Origin of the sequence: Novosphingobium barchaimii LL02, from assembly GCF_001046635.1 — a bacterium.
GTDB classification, from domain to species: Bacteria; Pseudomonadota; Alphaproteobacteria; order Sphingomonadales; family Sphingomonadaceae; genus Novosphingobium; species Novosphingobium barchaimii.
Genome location: NZ_KQ130456.1, coordinates 109,867 through 126,803 on the forward strand (window position 1 = coordinate 109,867; position 16,937 = coordinate 126,803).

A 16,937-nucleotide genomic window follows, 5' to 3' on the forward strand; every position below is an offset into this window, starting at 1 on the left:
TCCTGATTGCGGGAGCTCGAAGGGTCTCTCAGTCGCCGATGTGCAAAAACGTCTCGGCAATGTGGTCAGCATACGCCATTTCCGGCAAGCTGGCTAGGCGCGTGCACCCCGCGCCGGTTTCTGAGCCGGACCTTATCGCGGAAGTTGCAATTTTCGCGAGGACGCTCTATATGCATGTCGCTGCGTCGCCTGCGACGGGACATTTGTGCAGCCGCTTCACGCGGTGTCGCCTCCCTTTTCTAGCTGCTTGGCTCTCAAGGCTTACTTTGCAACAGCACGGTTGGCAGGGGGCAACGCTTTTTTCGGAATAGAAGACTTGGCCAAGGAAGAACTGCTTACGATGGAAGGTTACATCGAGGAAATCCTCCCCGATGGACGCTTTGCCGTACTGCTCGACAACGAACACAAGATTATCGCCTATACCGCCGGCAAGATGCGCAAGTTTCGCATCCGCTCGGTCGTTGGCGACCGTGTCCACGTCGAAATGACCCCGTACGACCTCACCAAGGGTCGCATCGTGTTTCGTGAGCGTACACCCGGTCAGGGTGGTCCTCCGGGCCAACGACGCGGTAATTTCAGACGATAGGAACCAGCGGCCCATTGCCGCGATTATAGGATATCATGCATACAACGATCATGGGCGGCTCGGACCGCCCCAAGACCAATGCCTTCAACCATCCCGCGATGGCCCTGCCTGCTTCCATGCGGAAGTCCGGCCCCGGCCTCCTGACCAGGGAAGACCTTCGTCACCTGGTTGCTGCGATGGTGGACTGAAGACACAAAACGAGAGGTACACCCCTTTCCCGCGCTTAGGCCGGGAAAGGGCCTCGGGACCGCCGGTCCCTCAGGCTTCGGCCACCCCGCACATCAGTAAAAACGTAATCGCGCACCAGGCGAAACGGGCCAGTTGCAGCTTTACGCCCCACTGGCCCGTTTCGCCTGGTGCGCGATGTCGCGTCATAGACGCCGCATCAGCGCAGTATCGCAGCGCTCCGGGCAGAAAACACACCTCGGTCAATCGGCCACACGAGCCGCTTCCTTGGCGTCGCGGGCTTCTTCGGTCTGACGGATACGCTCGGACATGGTCCGCCATGCGGCTTCCGATCGCCGTTCACGATCGCGCACGTTGTCGAGCTTTGCGGTGTCGGCGGCCAGAGCAGCTTCCGCTGCGCGACCGTCACAGAATTCACGGCTGAATGACATGCTTGAACTCCTGACAAATTTTTGAACGCCGGGGAGCGAGCAAGGCCCGCCGCCCCGAAAAAACGTCCGTGTCAGGCCGAGCGCAGGTTGACCGCCGAAGCCTTGCCGTTCCGGCCCACTTCGACTTCGTAATCAACGCGCTGGTCTTTCTCCAGCGTGCGCATGCCTGCGCTCTGCACGGCGGAGATGTGCACGAAGCTGTCCTGTCCGCCATCTTCCGGAGAAATGAAGCCGTAGCCCTTATCGGCGTTGAAGAATTTCACAGTGCCGGTTGGCATGTTTGTTCCCTTTCAAGAAACGGTAGTGGTGACGTGCAAGTGCGACGCCGGTCGTGCGTCAAGTCGTCTAGTGAAAGGAAATCGTCGCAAGAAGGAGGAATTGCAGGAATTTTATTCCGGCGCAAAGTCCCAATATTGCCGAAAACCGTCGCAAAATTCGACGTCAGCGATCCTTATCGTAGCACGGCTGAAGATTTAAACCCAGATTTAATTGACCGCAGGGATGTTACCCGGCCCGGAACTGCCTCTGGTCGAGCTAGTCATGGCGAGCGCCTCGACCATAGAAGGGGACGCGGCAATCTCCATCGGCGTCACCTGCATGTGACGACGGCGGGCCAATGCTTCGGGCATTTCCCGGCGGATCCAGTCCATCATCCCTTCGCGGATTTCGCAACGCAGGTCGAACAGCATCGGCCCGTCGCGCGCGCTCATCAGCAGGCGCACTTCCAGCGTCTGGTCGCGGCAATCGGTCACCTGCAGAATTTGGGCACGCCTGTCCCAAAGGCGATGAGCGGTGATCTGGCGGGTATATTCCTCTCGGATCGGGCCAATCTCGACCCCGTGGTCGAGGTAGAGAAATACTGTCCCGAGCAGTTCTGAACTGGTCTTCGTCCAGTTCTGGAACGTATCCTCCAGAAAACGGTTCGAAGGCACCACCAGCCGCCTGTCGTCCCACACCCGCACTACCACGTAAGTCGTGCGGATATCCTCGATGCGGCCCCACTCGCCGTCGATGATGACGACGTCGTCAATGCTGATCGGTTCGGTCATGGCCATCTGGAAACCGGCGATCAGGGCCTTTAGCGCCGGCTGGGCGGCGGCACCTACGGCCAGCGCGGCGACGCCAGCCGAAGCCATCAAGGTCACCCCTACTTCGCGCACCCCCGGGATCGAGGCCAGCATGCCTGCGATCGTCAGAAACACGATCAGGAATGTCCCCATACGCGCGAAGATCGAAAGCCGGGTCCGGCGGCGGCGCGCGTTTCGATTATTCTCGACAGTGATGTCGGCGCGCACGATCATCGCCTCGACGAAGGCGTGCAGGACCGCGATGGCGATCCACCCGGTCAACAGAGGCATCACGAACCCTGAGAGGCGCGACCAGACCGCCTCCAGCGCGGGCGTCTCTCTCGCCGCGAAGACCACGCCGAACGCCACGAAGGCCCAGCGGGTGGGCCGGGTCAGGCGGTTGACGACGATGTCATCGGATTCGCTGGCGCTGGCCCGGGCGATGCGGCCCAGTATGCGGAAAAGCAGTGCATGGATGGCCAGCGCGATCACCATGCCCAGCACCGCCGCCAGGATCGCGAGCACCGGCGGCTCAGCCCAATCGGGCAAACCCGTGACGTAGCGTTCGATGAGCTCGATCATGAGGATAGAACCATGCTGCGATGCAGCAGTTTCAGCGCCTAACTCGGTGCATCGCAGCAAAAGGGCAGTGCGCCCCTAATCCGCCCCGAAATGGAAAGACGGACCGGCGGAAAGGTGACGAATGGACACCTTGGCGAACGTGATGCCTCGCCCCTTAGCCCCCACCATAACCGTCAGTGCGCCGCGCCCCAGCTGGTCCCGAACCCGATCTCCACGCCGAGCGGTACGTCTAGATTGACCGCAGGCGCCGCCGCCTCGGCCATCACCCGCTCGATCACCGGCTTGGCTTCGGCCACGTCGCCTTCGGGCAGTTCGAAGACCAATTCGTCGTGCACCTGCAACAGCATCCGCACATGGCCCAGACCCGCCGCCGCCAGCGCAGGATTCATGCGGACCATGGCGCGCTTGATGATGTCGGCGCTGGTCCCCTGGATCGGGGCGTTGATCGCGGCGCGCTCGGAGCCTTGCCGCTCGGCCTGGTTCTTGGAGTTTACGCGCGGGAACCACGTCTTGCGGCCGAACAGCGTTTCCGAATAGCCATTGAGGCGCACGCTCTCCAGCGTCTCATGGATATAGCGCTGGATGCCCGGGAAGCGTTCGAAATAGCGGTCGATCATCGCCTGCGCCTCGTCTGCCGGCACACCCAGCCGCCCGGCAAGGCCCCATCGCGAAATGCCATAGAGGATCGCGAAGTTGATCGTCTTGGCCCGTCCGCGCGTGTCGCGGTCGACCACGCCGAACATCTCCATCGCCGTGCGCGAGTGGATGTCCTCGCCATTCGCGAAGGCTTCCTTGAGGCTGGGCACATCGGCCATGTGCGCCGCAAGGCGCAGTTCGATCTGTGAATAGTCGGCCGAGAGCAGGACGTTGCCGGTGTCGGCCACGAAGCAATCGCGGATCTGGCGGCCGATCTCGGTGCGGATCGGGATGTTCTGCAGGTTTGGATCGGTGGACGAAAGACGCCCGGTCTGCGCGCCGACAAGGCTGTAGCTGGTGTGGACGCGCTGCGTTGCGGGGTTGATCGCCGCCTGCAGCGCCTCGGTGTAGGTAGAGCGCAGCTTGGACAGCTGGCGCCATTCCAGCACCTGCGTCGCCACTTCGGCGCCCTGCCCGGCAAGGCCTTCGAGGATCGACTGGTCCGTGGAATACTGGCCGCTCTTGCCCTTCTTGCCGCCCTTGTAACCCAGCTTGTCGAACAGGATATCGCCCAGCTGCTTGGGGCTGCCGATGGTGAATTCCTGGCCGACCTTGGCGAAGATTTCCTTTTCCAATGCGCCGATGGCCTCGGCAAACTGGCTGGAGAGCCCGGCCAGCTTCTCGCGGTCCACCTTGATGCCGTGGCGTTCCATCTGCGCCACCACCGGGATCAGCGGGCGGTCGACCCGCTCGTAGATGCGAGTGCCGCCCTCAAAGGACAGGCGCGGCTTGAGCGCGCTGTGCAGGCGCCATGTGACGTCCGCATCCTCGGCGGCATATTGGGTCGCGCGGTCCAGCGGCACTTCGCCGAACGGGATCGCCTTCTTGCCGGTGCCGCAGATCTCCTTGAAGGTCAGCGTGGTGTGCGCAAGGTGGCGCTGCGACAGCTCGTCCATGCCGTGACCGCCGCCGATCCCGTCGAGCGAGCGCCCGGCGTCGAGGCAGAAGCTGACGATCATGGTGTCGTCCACCGGCGAAACCTCGATCCCGTGCCGGGCCAGCACGTTGAGGTCGTACTTGATGTTCTGCCCGACCTTGAGCACCGCGTCGCTTTCCAGCAGCGGCTTGAGCCGCGCCAGCGCTTCGGCGAGCGGCACCTGCTCGGGCTTCTCGGCGAACATGTCGGTGCCGCCGTGGCCCAGCGGGATGTAGCAGGCCTGATTGGCGCCCACCGCCAGGCTGATCCCCGCAAGATCGGCACGCATCGCATCAAGCGCGGAAGTCTCGGTATCGACGGCGACGAGCCGCGCTGCGGCGGCGCGTGCGATCCACTCGTCCAGCTGGGCCACTGTGGTCACGCATTCATAGGCGCTGCGGTCGACGGCGGGCCATTCCGGCAATGCCTGGCGCGAGGCGCCTGCGATCCCGGCGCCACCGCCCGCATCGGCCTTCGCGCCGGCGGCAACCGCCTTGGCCGGATTGAGCTGGGTCGCCCGCTCGGGGCTGCCCGAACCCAGGTCGAGCCGCTTGAGCAGGCTGGTGAAGCCGTGGAAGCCCAGAAACGCGGCGAGCGGTTCGGGCGGAATTGCGACCAGCTTGAAATCGTCCAGCGCCATCGGCAGCGCGCAGTCTTCCTTGAGAGTGACCAGCACCTTGGAAAGGCGCGCCTGTTCGGCCTGCTCGATCAGGCGCTCCTGCAGCTTGGATTTCTTCATCGCCGGCGCGGCGGCGAGCGCGGATTCTAGATCGCCGTAGTCCTGGATCAGTTTGGTCGCAGTCTTGGGACCGACGCCGTAGACGCCCGGCACGTTGTCCACCGCATCACCCATCAGCGCCAGCACGTCGCCGACCTTGTCGGGGGCGACGCCGAACTTTTCGAGTACTTCGGGGATGTCGATGCGCTGGTTCTTCATGGTGTCCAGCATGTCGACGCAGCCGCCGCCGATGCCGCACTTGCCCACAAGCTGCATCAGGTCCTTGTCGGACGACACGATCGTCACGTCCCAGCCCTGTGCCGTGGCGGCGCGGGCATAGGAGGCGATGAGGTCGTCCGCCTCGTAGCCGAGTTCCTCGATGCAGGGCAGCGAGAATGCGCGCGTGGCGTCGCGGATCAAAGGGAATTGGGGGACCAGATCCTCCGGCGGCGGTGGGCGGTTAGCCTTGTAATCGGCATAGATGTCGTTGCGGAACGACTTGCTGGAGGCGTCGAGAATCACCGCGAGATGGGTGGGGCCGTCCGCCTTGTTGAGGTCTTCTGCCAGCTTCCACAACATCGTCGTATAGCCATACACCGCGCCCACCGGCGTCCCTTCCGGGTTGGTGAGCGGCGGCAGGCGGTGGTAGGCGCGGAAGATATAGGCCGAGCCGTCGACGAGATAGAGGTGCTGCTTGGAATCCATGGACGATCCCTAGCAGCGCCGGACCGGCTCGTCAGCAAGGCAGTGGATTTCACCCGGCAGGGAACCGATCGTGTCCGCAGGAGTTTTCGCACCGCGCTTGAAACCTCGCGCAGCGCCTCCTACCCACGGGCAAGAGCCCAACGAAGGAGGCTCACGCGGCGTTTCGCCGACGGGGTTATTTCGCAGCTAAGAGGGATACACAGACACTATGCGCAAGATCATTTTCGCCGCCGCAGCAGCCGTGACCGCCATGTCGCTGGGTGCCTGCTCGGAAAAGACCCAGGACGCCACCCAAGCCGCCGCATCGTCGGCCGGTGACGACATCCAGGCCACTGCCACCGACGTGGGCGACGCCATGAGCAATGTGGGCGATACCGCTTCGCAGGCCGCCGACAGCACCGCCAACGCCGCCAAGGATGCGGCCAAGAGCGCAGAAAAGACCACGGACGACATCGCCGCCGACGCCGAGAAGGCCGCGAACGACGTTGCCAACGAGATGGCCGATCACACCGACGGCAACCCGAAGACCAACTGATTTCTTTCGCTATTGCGGAACGGAAAAAGGGGCCCCGCGGCCCCTTTTTTTGTGTCTCAGCCCCTTGAACTGCCTCAGCGCGAGGAGGCGGTGCGCCGCATTGCGGGAGCTTCGGTGAGGTAACCGTTATAGACAGTGCGGGCGATGCTGGCGATGCGCGATTCCCGGCCCGGGCGGCCGCCCTGCCCGGTCACATAGATGGCGATTGCAAAGACGCGGCCATCCGGGGTCTGCACGATGCCCACATCGCTGGAGGTGTTGTTGAGCGAGCCGGTCTTGTGCGAAACCTGCGCGCCTTCGGGAATACCGGCGGGAATCCGGCGCTTGCCGGTAACGCAGCGGCTCATCGCGCCCAGCAGTGCGCTGCGGCTAGACGGGCTAAGCCATTTGCCCTGGTAGATGCCCGAGAGCAGCTGCACCATCGCATAAGGCGTGGCGCTGTCGCGCGTGTCGACGACGCGGGCCGGATCGATGGCGCCGTCATCGCGCACCAGCGTGGCGATGTCGCGGTCGATATGCCAGTCGTCAATACCGGCGCGCTCGACCCAGGCGTTGACCGCCTTGGGGCCGCCCACGACCTTGAGCAGCGCATCGGTGGCATAATTGTTGGAGCGCGTGATCATCAGTTCCAGCAGGCGCGAGGCGCTCATGTATTCGCCCGCGCGAACCGGCGCGACCGCGCTGGAGAACGGCGCCGAGCCGACCGGAACCATCAGCGGAAATTCGCTGGTGAGGGTCCACTTGCCCTTGTCGACGCCTTCGAGGAACGTGGCGGCAATCGCGATCTTGCTGGTGCTGGCCATCGGAAAGCGCTGGTTGCCCAGCACGTCGACCATACGGCCGCTGGTAAGGTCCATCGCGGCGACGCCGATGCGCCCCTGCGAGGCATTGGCAACGGCGGCCAGCTGCTGACCAAACGGTGAGGAATACGTACGCGGCCCGCGCTGCTGCGTGCCGAACATGTCGTCGAAGCTGCTTTGAACTTCGACCACCTGGTCGGTCGCCCGAGCGGCGGGCGCGATGGGCTGAAGTTGTTCGGCATAAGCCGCGCCAAACGGCAGCAAAGCTGCTGCTGCGGACATTGCCGCAGTTGCGAAAGAGCGCCAGATGCCAGCACGGCACCGCGCGAAAAGTTGGCCTGCCCCGGTCATGCAGTCCCCCCCATAAAGTCGTCCACGTTCCCAAACGGTTAACGGAGTAGAGATAAAACGCCACTCCCTAGCGACGAACCGCATCGGGTTTGCGGCAATTTCCCGAATACGCACTTTCCTTTCGCCCAGATGAACGAATCTGGCACGTTCACCGACGGCGCAGCTACCTTCGTCGGTCATCGAGTGCAGCGCACGAATGCCAAAGGAAAAGGGCCGGGAGATTGCTCTCCCGGCCCCTTCATGTCCGTCGATGAGATCGACGGGCTTCTTATCAGAAGCCCATGTCACCCATGCCGCCCATGCCGCCACCCATGGGGGGCATGGCAGGCTTGTCGTCGGCGCGCTCGACGATCGCCGCTTCCGTGGTGATCAGCAGGCCGGCAACCGAAGCTGCGTCCTGCAGAGCGATGCGAACGACCTTGGTGGGGTCGATCACGCCGGCAGCCTTGAGGTTCTCGTAGACGTCGGTCGAGGCGTTGAAGCCGATGTTCTCGTCCGACTGGTCGAGCAGCTTGCCTGCAACGACGGCGCCGTCGCTGCCGGCGTTCTCGGCGATCTGCTTCACCGGAGCGAGGATCGCCTTGCGGACGATGTCCACGCCGCGGGTCTGGTCTTCGTTCGCGCCGGTCAGACCGTCGAGAGCGCGGGTTGCGTACAGCAGAGCCGTACCGCCGCCGGGGACGATGCCTTCTTCAACGGCAGCGCGGGTAGCGTGGAGAGCGTCGTCGACGCGGTCCTTGCGCTCCTTGACTTCGACTTCGGTCGCACCGCCGACCTTGATGACAGCAACGCCGCCAGCAAGCTTGGCGAGACGCTCCTGCAGCTTCTCGCGGTCGTAGTCCGAAGTGGTGACTTCGATCTGCGAACGGATCTGCTCGACGCGGGCCTTGATTTCCTCGTGCGAACCGGCGCCGTCGACAATGACGGTGTTGTCCTTGTCGATGGTGACCTTCTTGGCTTCGCCAAGCATGCCGAGCGTAACGCTCTCAAGCTTGATGCCGAGGTCTTCCGAGATCATCTCGCCGGCGGTCAGCGTGGCGATGTCGCCCAGCATGGCCTTACGGCGATCGCCGAAGCCCGGAGCCTTGACGGCTGCGATCTTCAAGCCGCCGCGCAGCTTGTTGACGACGAGCGTGGCCAGAGCCTCGCCCTCGATGTCCTCGGCGATGATGAGGAGCGGACGGCCCGACTGCACCACGGCTTCCAGGATCGGAAGCAGCGCCTGGAGCGACGACAGCTTCTTTTCGTGGATGAGGATGTAGGGGTTTTCGAGCTCGACGGTCATCTTCTCGGGGTTGGTCACGAAGTAAGGCGACAGGTAACCACGGTCGAACTGCATGCCCTCGACGACGTCGAGTTCAAACTCGAGGCCCTTGGCCTCCTCGACGGTGATGACGCCTTCCTTGCCGACCTTGTCCATGGCTTCGGCGATCTTCTCGCCGACTTCCACGTCGCCATTGGCCGAGATGATGCCGACCTGGGCGATTTCCGAGGTGCCGGCGACCGGGGTCGAACGGGCCTTGAGGTTCTCGACGACCTTGAGGACAGCGAGGTCGATGCCGCGCTTCAGGTCCATCGGGTTGATGCCGGCGGCAACCGACTTCATGCCTTCGCGAACGATCGCCTGAGCGAGAACGGTCGCGGTGGTGGTGCCGTCACCGGCCTTGTCGTTGGCCTTCGAGGCCACTTCGCGCAGCATCTGCGCGCCCATGTTCTCGAACTTGTCCTTGAGTTCGATTTCCTTGGCGACCGAAACACCGTCCTTGGTGATGCGCGGAGCGCCGAAGCTCTTCTCGATCACGACGTTGCGGCCCTTGGGGCCCAGGGTTACCTTGACGGCATTGGCGAGGGTGTCGACACCGGCGAGAATGCGCTCACGTGCGTCACGCGAAAAGCGTACGTCCTTGGCTGCCATTGTAGAATTCCTTTAATAAAATCAGTCAGATGGATGCGAAAATCTTAGGCGATGACGCCCAGGATGTCCGATTCCTTCATGATCAGCAGGTCTTCACCCGAAACCTTGACCTCGGTGCCCGACCACTTGCCGAACAGAACGCGGTCGCCGACCTTGACGTCGAGCGGGGTGATGGTGCCGTTTTCAGCGCGGGCGCCGGTGCCGACGGAGACGATCTCGCCTTCAGCGGGCTTTTCCTTGGCGCTGTCGGGGATGATGATGCCACCGGCCGTCTTTTCTTCGGCCTCGACGCGGCGCACGAGAACACGGTCGTGCAGCGGGCGGAAAGTCATTGGGAATCTCCCTAATATCCAACGAACATAAAACTGGGTTGGCACTCTACAATGAGGAGTGCCAACGGCCGTGGATATGGTCCCCGCCCCGGGTAGCGTCAAGCGGCCTGTGCGAGAAAAAGTTCACCGGCGCACTGCCCCCGCGATGAGGCGGTTCCGATGAAGGATGGGCGAAAGGGATGACTAGGCGATGACGGCGTGGATTACCGGCGCGGAGACGGGCTGCACCACCGACTCGGGCACCAGCCGGAAACGCCCGCGCCAGTGCCAGCGCGCCAGCAGCAGGATCGCCGCCACGGTCAGCCCCACGGCAAGGCCGATCCACACGCCCACGCCGCGCAGGGGCGTGAAAAGACCCAGCGCCACCGATGTCGCAAAGCCCGCTGCCCAGTAGCCCAGCACGGCGATCACGGCGGGAATGCGCGTGTCCTGAATGCCGCGCAGTGCTCCAGCGACAACGGCCTGGAGGCCATCGGTAAGCTGGAACACGGCAGCGATGAAAAGATATTGCATCGCCAGGATCACCATGGCCGCATTCTCAGGTGCCGAGACGTCGACATAGGCCGAGATGATGGCCTTGGGGAACAGCAGCATCGCCAGAGCCGAAACGCCCACGAACGCCAACCCGATCACGATCGCCGCCCAGCCCGCATGGCCGATCGCCGATTTGTTGCCCGCGCCGTAGTGATAGCCGACCCGGATCGTCGCCGCCTGTCCGATGCCGTAAGGCACCTGAAAGGCGAAGGCGGCGATTTGCAGCGCCACGGTATGCGCGGCCAGTTCCGTCTCGCCCACGCGGCCCATCAGGAAAGCGGCGCCGCTGAACAGACCGCCCTCTGCGATCAGCGTCGCGGAGATCGGCAGGCCGAGGCCTAACATCTGGCGCAGGCGGTTCCACTCAGGCCGCCACCAGCGCCCGAAGATGTGAAAGCGGCGCAGTTGGCGATCGCCGCGGATCGCCAGAATATAGGCCAGAACGGTGACGCAGGCGGTGATGACACTCGCCGTCGCCGACCCGTTGAGGCCCAGCGCCGGCGCCCCGAAATTGCCGAAAACAAGCGCGTAGTTGCCCAGCGCGTTCACGAGGATCGCCAGCGCGGTGATCATCGTCGCGAAAACCGGCCGTCCCAGCGCCGAGACGAAAGTGCGCAGCACATTGGCCACCGCCATAGGCACCAGCGCCAGAGAGACCACGCGGATGAAACTGCCCGACAACGCGACGACATGCGGGTCCTGCCCGGTCGCCAGCATGATCGTCTCGCCCAGAAAGCATACGCCGACCGCGCCGACGCCCAGCGCCAGCGCCAGCCACAAGGCCATGCGCACCGACCGGCGGACCTCACGTATCGAATTGCGCCTGCGTCCGATTTCGGCAGCGATCAGCGGAGCCACCGCGCCCGTCACCCCGTTCAACCCCATCATCACGACGGCGACGATCGCCACCGCCAGGCTGGACGCGGCAAGCGATTCCTGACCCAGCCGCGCGACGAAGATCACGTCGATCGCGAAAACCGCCATCTGCAGCATGTTGGCAAGCGCCAGCGGCCCGGCAAGTCGCAAGGTCGCGCCGAGTTCGGCGCGGAACGGATGGTGTTGGCTCTCCCGCATTTAAGGGCGCGATAGGGCCTTGGGGGCAGGCAGGGAAGCGATTCGTGAACGAGCGCAGACCTGGGCCCATCGCCGCAGGTCTGCCTTTCCTTCAGCACCCAACGCTTCCCTTGCCAGTCGGCCTATATTACCCCGCCTCCGCAAGGAGATGTTTTCCATGACGACGACAATCAGGGCGATGACGCTGATGATCCCCCTGTCCGCGCTGCTGACGGCCTGCGGCGGGAACGCCCCTGACGATGCCGCCACACCGGGCGCTTCTCCCGCTCCCGCCGCTGCGATCGTCGACCCGGCGCCGCCTGCCTTTGCGGTGTGCCGCTCGTGCCATTCCACCCAGAGCGGCCAGAACGGGATTGGACCTACGCTGGCAGGCATCGCCGGGTCCAAGGCAGGAAATGTACCGGGCTATGCCTTCAGCCCGGCGCTGAAGAATTCCGGGATCACCTGGGACCGCGCCAGCCTCGACACCTGGCTACAGGGGCCGATGAAGATGGTCCCGGGAACGAAGATGGTGCTGCCCGTTTCCGATCCGGCAAAGCGCAAGGCGATCATCGACTATCTCGAAACGCTGAAATGACCATCGTCCCGGCATAAAAAAGGGGCCTTGCGCGCTCCCGTGCACAAGGCCCCGTCGTTCAAGGCGCCCAAGGGGACGTAGGACGCCTTGGAGAAATTCAGACCTTCGGGCCGAGCGGCTCCTGCGAGGCCGGCTGGGCCACCTGTACTTCGGACTTGGCGGGAATTGCCTGATTGCCGGGCTTGGCTGCATCGCAGCCGTCCGAAGCGACCTGCGTCATCTTCGGCGCCTCGCCCGACCCATCGGAGCTATAGGATACCGAGCGCGTGCAGCCGCTGGCGTCGGTCGAGGTCGAATAATAGGTCATATGCATGCCTTGCGGCGCATCGGAGGCGGCGGTTAAGCCCGGCGCACCGGCGGCACTGCCGTCCGCGCCAACCTGCTGCTGCATGAGGGCGGCGCGCTGCATCATGACATTCATCTGCGCGTCCATCATCGCCGAAATCCGGTCCATGTGAGCGAAGGGATCGCCCATCAACTGCATGTCCGCAGGCGTCATGGCATCGGCAGGGACAACCTGCACGCGGGGCGCGACGTCGCCGGTATACTGGACCTGGACCACCGAGCCATCGGGCGCTTCCACGTTCATCGTATGCAGCCTGGCGGTGGCGGCTTCGGCTACGCCTGCGCCCAGCAGCGCGAGCGCGGCGGCGCCAATCAGGTACTTCTTAGGGGGCATTCGCATTGGGATGATGCTCCTTCGTGACTCGACCCTTTGCACTGGCCATGCTGCCGCCGCGAAGCTGAACCGTAGATTACGGTTGTCGCGGCATGGGATCGCAAAAAGTCAGACCGAATTCGCCGAAGGATCAATCGTGAGCCGGGATGCCCGCGCGAACAGGTCAAGGATCACCGGATCGCGTTCGCGCGTGCGGATTGCAGCCTCGAAGTGGACGTGCTGAGCGGGGCGCGGCAGGATTTCGTGCAAGGTTCCGGCGGCCAGCGCGCCGCGCACCATCGTCTCGGGCAGGACGGCGGCGCCTTGGCCGGTGGCGACGATCTCTATCAAAGTGCGCACGTTGTTGCAGGTGTGCAGTGCGCGCGGGTTGATGCCGTGGGCCTCGAATCCCTCGTGCATGACGGCGTGCAGGGGGGAGTGTTCGGGCAGCGACCACACCGGCAGCCCCTGCGCAAAACCGCCGGCCGCGGCCACCGCCGCGCCCGCCGCCCAGACCAGTTCCACCGAACCGATCGGCGCGGTGCGTATTCCCGGACTGGCGACCGGACCGGCAAGAAACACGATGTCGCGCGTGCCGGCCAGCAGTTGCTGGAGCAGCGGGGCGGTAAGGTCGATCTCCAGTTCCATGGTGACGCCGGGCCGGTCGCGCTCGATCCCCTGGATAAAGGCAGGCAGGCAGCTTGCCGCCGCGATCTCGCCCGAGCCGATGCGCACCGCTGCCGTGGCCCCGGCGAAGTCGCTTGCCTCCAGCAGGACCTGCTCCAGCCCGTGGTAAAGCGGCTCGCTGGCCTGCACCAGCCGACGGCCGCGCGCGGACAGCACCATACGCCGCCCCTCGCGCTGGAACAGGGCGACGCCAAGCTGCTCCTCGATCTCGCGTACGCGGGCGGAAATGGCGGGCTGGGTGGTATTTAGACGCTGTGCAGCGGCGGCGAATGTACCGAGGCGGTCGATCCACATCAGCGTTTCGAGATGGAACAGGGCGATGCGCTTCATGAGTGAATCAATAGATTATCGTTATCGGAATTGATAAAAAATAATCGCTATTCGTAATGATAGACGCCGACTAGCCTCGGTCCCGCAATCGGAAGAGGATTTGCCTCATGAAAAAGATTTATCCCAGTGCAGAGGCCGCGCTGGAAGGCGTGCTCAAGGACGGCCTGCTGGTCGCCAGCGGCGGCTTCGGCCTTTGCGGTATCCCGGAACGCCTGCTCGACGCGATGCGCGATTCGGGCGTGAAGGACCTGACGTTCGCCTCGAACAATGCCGGCATCGACAACGAAGGCATCGGCAAGCTGCTGCGCACCAAGCAGGTGAAGAAGATGATCTCGTCCTACGTCGGCGAGAACAAGGAATTCGAACGCCAGTACCTGGCCGGTGAACTTGAGGTCGAGTTCTGCCCGCAGGGCACCCTGGCCGAGCGTATGCGCGCCGGCGGCGCGGGCATCCCCGGTTTCTACACCAAGACCGGCGTGGGCACACAAGTCGCCGAGGGCAAGGAAGTGAAGGTCTTCGGCGGCGAGGAATATATCCTCGAGGAAGGCATCTTCGCCGACCTGTCCATCATCAAGGCCTGGAAGGCGGACGAAACCGGCAACGTCGTGTTCCGCAAGACGGCGCGCAATTTCAACGTGCCAGCCGCCACATGCGGCAAGATCTGCATCGTGGAGGTTGAGGAGATCGTGCCGGTGGGCAGCCTCGATCCCGATGCGATCCACCTGCCGGGCGTCTTCGTCCAGCGCATCGTCGTGGGCGCGCCCTACGACAAGAAGATCGAGTTCACGACGACGCGCGAGAGGGAGGCTGTCTGATGTCCGAGGAATCCAAGGGCTGGACCCGCAATGAAATGGCCGCCCGCGCCGCGAAGGAACTGCAGGACGGGTTCTACGTGAACCTGGGCATCGGCATCCCGACGCTGGTGGCGAACTATGTGCCCAAGGACATCACCGTCACGCTGCAGAGCGAGAACGGGATGCTGGGCATCGGCCCGTTCCCCTACCCGGACGAGGTCGATCCTGATCTTATCAATGCCGGCAAGCAGACGATCAGCGAACTGCCGCACTCCGCCTATTTCGACAGCGCGGCCAGCTTCGGCATGATCCGCGGCGGCCACATCGACCTCACCGTGCTGGGCGCGATGGAAGTGGCTGAAAACGGTGACATCGCCAACTGGATGATCCCCGGCAAGATGATCAAGGGCATGGGCGGCGCGATGGACCTCGTTGCCGGCGTGAAGAAGATCATCGTGGTGATGGAACATACCTCCAAGAACGGCGATCCCAAGTTCATCCCCTCGTGCACCCTGCCGCTGACCGGGCGCAATGTGGTGGATATGGTCATCACCGATCTCGCCGTGTTCCAGCGGCCGGATCATGACAGCCCGTTCAAGCTGGTCGAGATGGCGCCAGGCGTCACGCCTGAGGAAATCGCCGCCAAGACGACAGCGCATTACGTAAGCTGACTGCCGCTTCCCCCTCCTTGCGAAGAGGAGGGGGAGCGCAAGTGCGAAATCGGCTCGCCATCACCGCGAACGGCCTTTATTCCTTGCCCTGCTCTACGCTGAGAGGGAATGGCTTTGACCTACACGTTGATTACCGCGAACCGGAACTATTCCAGCTGGTCACTGCGGCCCTGGGTCCTGATGAAGGCCCTGGGCATCGCCTTCGAGGACGAGCTGGAGCCGTTCACGATGCCGGTAAACTACGAGGCATTCCGCAGCTTTTCCCCCACCGGACAGGTGCCCGCGCTGATCGACGACGATTGCACGGTCTGGGATTCGCTGGGCATCGCCATGTACCTCGCGGATCGGCACCCCGGCGTATGGCCCACCGACGAAGCCGCGCGCGCCTTCGCCCAGAGCGCGGTGTGCGAGATGCACGGCGGCTTCCCCCACATTCGCGGCACCTTTACGATGAACGTCGGCGTGCGCGTGCGGCCCCGCCCGATGAGCGGCCAGCTGGTGCGCGAGGTGTACCGCGTGCGCGAGATCTTCGAGGAAGGACTTTCCCGTTTCGGCGGTCCGTGGCTGGCCGGCCCCACCTTCACCGCGCTGGACGCGTTCTACGCCCCGGTCGCCTTCCGCATCCGCACGTATGGGCTGGACGTGGGGCGCGGCAAGGTATGGGTCGATGCGATGCTCGCCCATCCGGCCATGCGCGAGTGGGAAGCCGAAGCCCTGGCCGAGGACTGGCGCGAGGAAAGCCACGAAGCCGAACTGGCCGAAGCGGGCGAGATCATCGCCGACTACCGCACCGGCGCCTGATCGGGTGCGCATCCTGCTGACAGGCTCGTCCGGCTGGCTCGGCAGGCACCTTGCGCCTTTGCTGGCAGCGCGCGGGCATGAGGTTGTCGGTCTCGACGTTTCGCCGGGCGACGCGACCACGATCGTGGGTTCGGTGGCGAACCGTGACCTCGTGTTCCAGACTGTGGCGCACCACGGCATCGAGGCGGTGATCCACGCGGGCGCCTTGCACAAGCCCGACATCGCCCGCTTCCCGCGTCAGGCTTTCGTCGACGTCAACTTGACCGGCACTCTCAACCTGCTTGAGGCGGCGGCAGGTGCCGGCCATGTACGCTTCGTGTTCACCTCAACCACCTCGCTGATGGTCCGGGACGACGTGCGCTCCGGGGCGGGGGAGACCGGCGCGTGGTGGATGGACGAGAGCTTCGGCCCCATCGCCCCGCGCAACGTCTATGGCATTACCAAGCGCACGGCGGAGGACATGTGCCGCCTCGTCTCGCAGGAAAGCGGGATGAGCGTCGCGATCCTTCGCACGGGCCGGTTCTTCCCCGAGGACGACGATACGCACGCTGTGCCCTCCGGCCCCAACCTCAAGGCCAACGAATTCCTGAACCGCCGCCTCACCGTGGCCGACGCGGCGCTGGCGCATCTGGCCGCGCTGGAGCGGATCGGAGGGTGCGAAACCTTCATCCTCTCCGCCCCGCCGCCCTTTGCGCGCGAAGATGCAGCGGAACTGGCGGTCGATGCCCGCGCCGTGATCGCGCGGCAGTTCCCGGATGCAGAGGCGCTCTATGCCAAGGCCGGCTGGGTGCTGCCCGAGCGGATCGAGCGCGTCTACGATCCCGCCAAGGCCGAACGCCTGCTGGGCTGGCGCGCGCAGACTGACTTCGCGGCCATCCTGGGCGCCTTGCGGGATGGCCACGAGCTGCCCTTCGCGCACGACCCTGAATGGATTTCGCCGGTACTCGGGAAACCGTGCCACCATCCGTCATGAGTGTCTTGCCGCCGTCAG

18 protein-coding genes are annotated in these 16,937 nt (G+C 64.2%); 8 read left to right on the plus strand and 10 right to left on the minus strand.

Features of this window, described 5'->3' with window-relative positions:
* Positions 1–316: 316 nt before the first annotated feature.
* Positions 317–586, plus strand: coding sequence for a translation initiation factor IF-1 (gene infA, locus V474_RS17240; protein ID WP_043973776.1), 270 nt, complete (start codon positions 317–319; stop codon positions 584–586).
* A gap of 35 nt (positions 587–621) precedes the next feature.
* On the plus strand, positions 622–774 hold the full coding sequence (locus V474_RS26280; protein WP_169795092.1) for a hypothetical protein: 153 nt from the start codon (positions 622–624) through the stop codon (positions 772–774).
* A gap of 240 nt (positions 775–1,014) precedes the next feature.
* On the opposite strand, the gene V474_RS17245 is transcribed toward V474_RS26280, so the two are convergent.
* The 4 genes from V474_RS17245 to polA form a co-directional block, all read right to left on the minus strand.
* Positions 1,015–1,203 (minus strand): hypothetical protein, encoded by a 189-nt coding sequence (locus tag V474_RS17245; protein WP_059152675.1) that lies wholly within the window; start codon positions 1,201–1,203, stop codon positions 1,015–1,017.
* 71 nt (positions 1,204–1,274) lie between these two features.
* Positions 1,275–1,481: a cold-shock protein gene (locus V474_RS17250; protein ID WP_059152676.1), complete on the minus strand. Its 207-nt coding sequence runs from the start codon at positions 1,479–1,481 to the stop codon at positions 1,275–1,277.
* A 207-nt stretch (positions 1,482–1,688) separates the two neighbouring features.
* Positions 1,689–2,852 carry a mechanosensitive ion channel family protein gene (locus V474_RS17255; protein WP_059152677.1) on the minus strand — a complete coding sequence of 388 codons (1,164 nt, stop codon included), beginning with the start codon at positions 2,850–2,852 and terminating at the stop codon, positions 1,689–1,691.
* Positions 2,853–3,025: 173 nt separating this feature from the next.
* Positions 3,026–5,887 (minus strand): DNA polymerase I, encoded by a 2,862-nt coding sequence (polA, locus tag V474_RS17260; protein ID WP_059152678.1) that lies wholly within the window; start codon positions 5,885–5,887, stop codon positions 3,026–3,028.
* A 208-nt stretch (positions 5,888–6,095) separates the two neighbouring features.
* Here polA and V474_RS17265 point away from each other — a divergent pair, with 208 nt between their 5' ends.
* A complete protein-coding gene (locus V474_RS17265) occupies positions 6,096–6,422 on the plus strand; it encodes a hypothetical protein (protein WP_059152679.1) in 327 nt (108 codons plus the stop codon).
* 74 nt (positions 6,423–6,496) lie between these two features.
* Here V474_RS17265 and V474_RS17270 read toward each other — a convergent pair whose 3' ends face one another.
* From V474_RS17270 to V474_RS17285, 4 genes are all read right to left on the minus strand, one after another.
* On the minus strand, positions 6,497–7,504 hold the full coding sequence (locus V474_RS17270) for a serine hydrolase (RefSeq protein ID WP_407938348.1): 1,008 nt from the start codon (positions 7,502–7,504) through the stop codon (positions 6,497–6,499).
* A gap of 340 nt (positions 7,505–7,844) precedes the next feature.
* Positions 7,845–9,488 (minus strand): chaperonin GroEL, encoded by a 1,644-nt coding sequence (groL, locus tag V474_RS17275; RefSeq protein WP_059152681.1) that lies wholly within the window; start codon positions 9,486–9,488, stop codon positions 7,845–7,847.
* A gap of 44 nt (positions 9,489–9,532) precedes the next feature.
* Complete coding sequence (groES, locus tag V474_RS17280; protein WP_043973791.1) at positions 9,533–9,820, minus strand: co-chaperone GroES; 288 nt, start codon at positions 9,818–9,820, stop codon at positions 9,533–9,535.
* A gap of 183 nt (positions 9,821–10,003) precedes the next feature.
* Entirely contained in the window at positions 10,004–11,428 is a 1,425-nt protein-coding gene (locus V474_RS17285) for an MATE family efflux transporter (RefSeq protein WP_059152682.1), read from the minus strand.
* A gap of 157 nt (positions 11,429–11,585) precedes the next feature.
* Here V474_RS17285 and V474_RS17290 point away from each other — a divergent pair, with 157 nt between their 5' ends.
* Positions 11,586–12,005 carry a c-type cytochrome gene (locus V474_RS17290; RefSeq protein WP_082699848.1) on the plus strand — a complete coding sequence of 140 codons (420 nt, stop codon included), beginning with the start codon at positions 11,586–11,588 and terminating at the stop codon, positions 12,003–12,005.
* 97 nt (positions 12,006–12,102) lie between these two features.
* Here V474_RS17290 and V474_RS17295 read toward each other — a convergent pair whose 3' ends face one another.
* Both V474_RS17295 and V474_RS17300 read right to left on the minus strand, forming a co-directional pair.
* Complete coding sequence (locus V474_RS17295; protein ID WP_059152683.1) at positions 12,103–12,690, minus strand: hypothetical protein; 588 nt, start codon at positions 12,688–12,690, stop codon at positions 12,103–12,105.
* Between the two features lie 102 nt (positions 12,691–12,792).
* Entirely contained in the window at positions 12,793–13,680 is an 888-nt protein-coding gene (locus tag V474_RS17300; RefSeq protein ID WP_059152684.1) for a LysR family transcriptional regulator, read from the minus strand.
* 107 nt (positions 13,681–13,787) lie between these two features.
* Between V474_RS17300 and V474_RS17305 the strand changes: the two genes are divergently transcribed.
* The 4 genes from V474_RS17305 to V474_RS17320 all read left to right on the plus strand — a co-directional run bounded on the left by V474_RS17305 (position 13,788) and on the right by V474_RS17320 (position 16,919).
* A complete protein-coding gene (locus V474_RS17305; protein ID WP_059152685.1) occupies positions 13,788–14,495 on the plus strand; it encodes a CoA transferase subunit A in 708 nt (235 codons plus the stop codon).
* Positions 14,495–15,145 carry a CoA transferase subunit B gene (locus V474_RS17310; protein WP_059152686.1) on the plus strand — a complete coding sequence of 217 codons (651 nt, stop codon included), beginning with the start codon at positions 14,495–14,497 and terminating at the stop codon, positions 15,143–15,145. Before V474_RS17305 ends, V474_RS17310 begins: the two co-directional genes overlap by 1 nt.
* A 114-nt stretch (positions 15,146–15,259) precedes the next feature.
* Positions 15,260–15,946, plus strand: a complete 687-nt coding sequence (locus tag V474_RS17315) for a glutathione S-transferase family protein (RefSeq protein WP_059152937.1) — start codon at positions 15,260–15,262, stop codon at positions 15,944–15,946.
* Positions 15,947–15,950: 4 nt separating this feature from the next.
* Positions 15,951–16,919 (plus strand): NAD-dependent epimerase/dehydratase family protein, encoded by a 969-nt coding sequence (locus V474_RS17320; RefSeq protein ID WP_059152687.1) that lies wholly within the window; start codon positions 15,951–15,953, stop codon positions 16,917–16,919.
* Positions 16,920–16,937: the final 18 nt, after the last annotated feature.

What these genes read in the sequence shown, in the direction of transcription:
- V474_RS17265 (WP_059152679.1), top strand. Translation starts at nt 6,096, where the DNA reads ATGCGCAAGATCATTTTCGCCGCCGCAGCAGCCGTGACCGCCATGTCG.
- V474_RS17270 (WP_407938348.1), bottom strand. Translation starts at nt 7,504, where the DNA reads ATGTCCGCAGCAGCAGCTTTGCTGCCGTTTGGCGCGGCTTATGCCGAA.
- V474_RS17285 (WP_059152682.1), bottom strand. Translation starts at nt 11,428, where the DNA reads ATGCGGGAGAGCCAACACCATCCGTTCCGCGCCGAACTCGGCGCGACC.
- V474_RS17300 (WP_059152684.1), bottom strand. Translation starts at nt 13,680, where the DNA reads ATGAAGCGCATCGCCCTGTTCCATCTCGAAACGCTGATGTGGATCGAC.
- V474_RS17245 (WP_059152675.1), bottom strand. Translation starts at nt 1,203, where the DNA reads ATGTCATTCAGCCGTGAATTCTGTGACGGTCGCGCAGCGGAAGCTGCT.
- V474_RS17310 (WP_059152686.1), top strand. Translation starts at nt 14,495, where the DNA reads ATGTCCGAGGAATCCAAGGGCTGGACCCGCAATGAAATGGCCGCCCGC.
- V474_RS17305 (WP_059152685.1), top strand. Translation starts at nt 13,788, where the DNA reads ATGAAAAAGATTTATCCCAGTGCAGAGGCCGCGCTGGAAGGCGTGCTC.
- V474_RS17295 (WP_059152683.1), bottom strand. Translation starts at nt 12,690, where the DNA reads ATGCGAATGCCCCCTAAGAAGTACCTGATTGGCGCCGCCGCGCTCGCG.
- polA (WP_059152678.1), bottom strand. Translation starts at nt 5,887, where the DNA reads ATGGATTCCAAGCAGCACCTCTATCTCGTCGACGGCTCGGCCTATATC.
- V474_RS17290 (WP_082699848.1), top strand. Translation starts at nt 11,586, where the DNA reads ATGACGACGACAATCAGGGCGATGACGCTGATGATCCCCCTGTCCGCG.
- groL (WP_059152681.1), bottom strand. Translation starts at nt 9,488, where the DNA reads ATGGCAGCCAAGGACGTACGCTTTTCGCGTGACGCACGTGAGCGCATT.
- groES (WP_043973791.1), bottom strand. Translation starts at nt 9,820, where the DNA reads ATGACTTTCCGCCCGCTGCACGACCGTGTTCTCGTGCGCCGCGTCGAG.
- V474_RS17255 (WP_059152677.1), bottom strand. Translation starts at nt 2,852, where the DNA reads ATGATCGAGCTCATCGAACGCTACGTCACGGGTTTGCCCGATTGGGCT.
- V474_RS26280 (WP_169795092.1), top strand. Translation starts at nt 622, where the DNA reads ATGCATACAACGATCATGGGCGGCTCGGACCGCCCCAAGACCAATGCC.
- V474_RS17250 (WP_059152676.1), bottom strand. Translation starts at nt 1,481, where the DNA reads ATGCCAACCGGCACTGTGAAATTCTTCAACGCCGATAAGGGCTACGGC.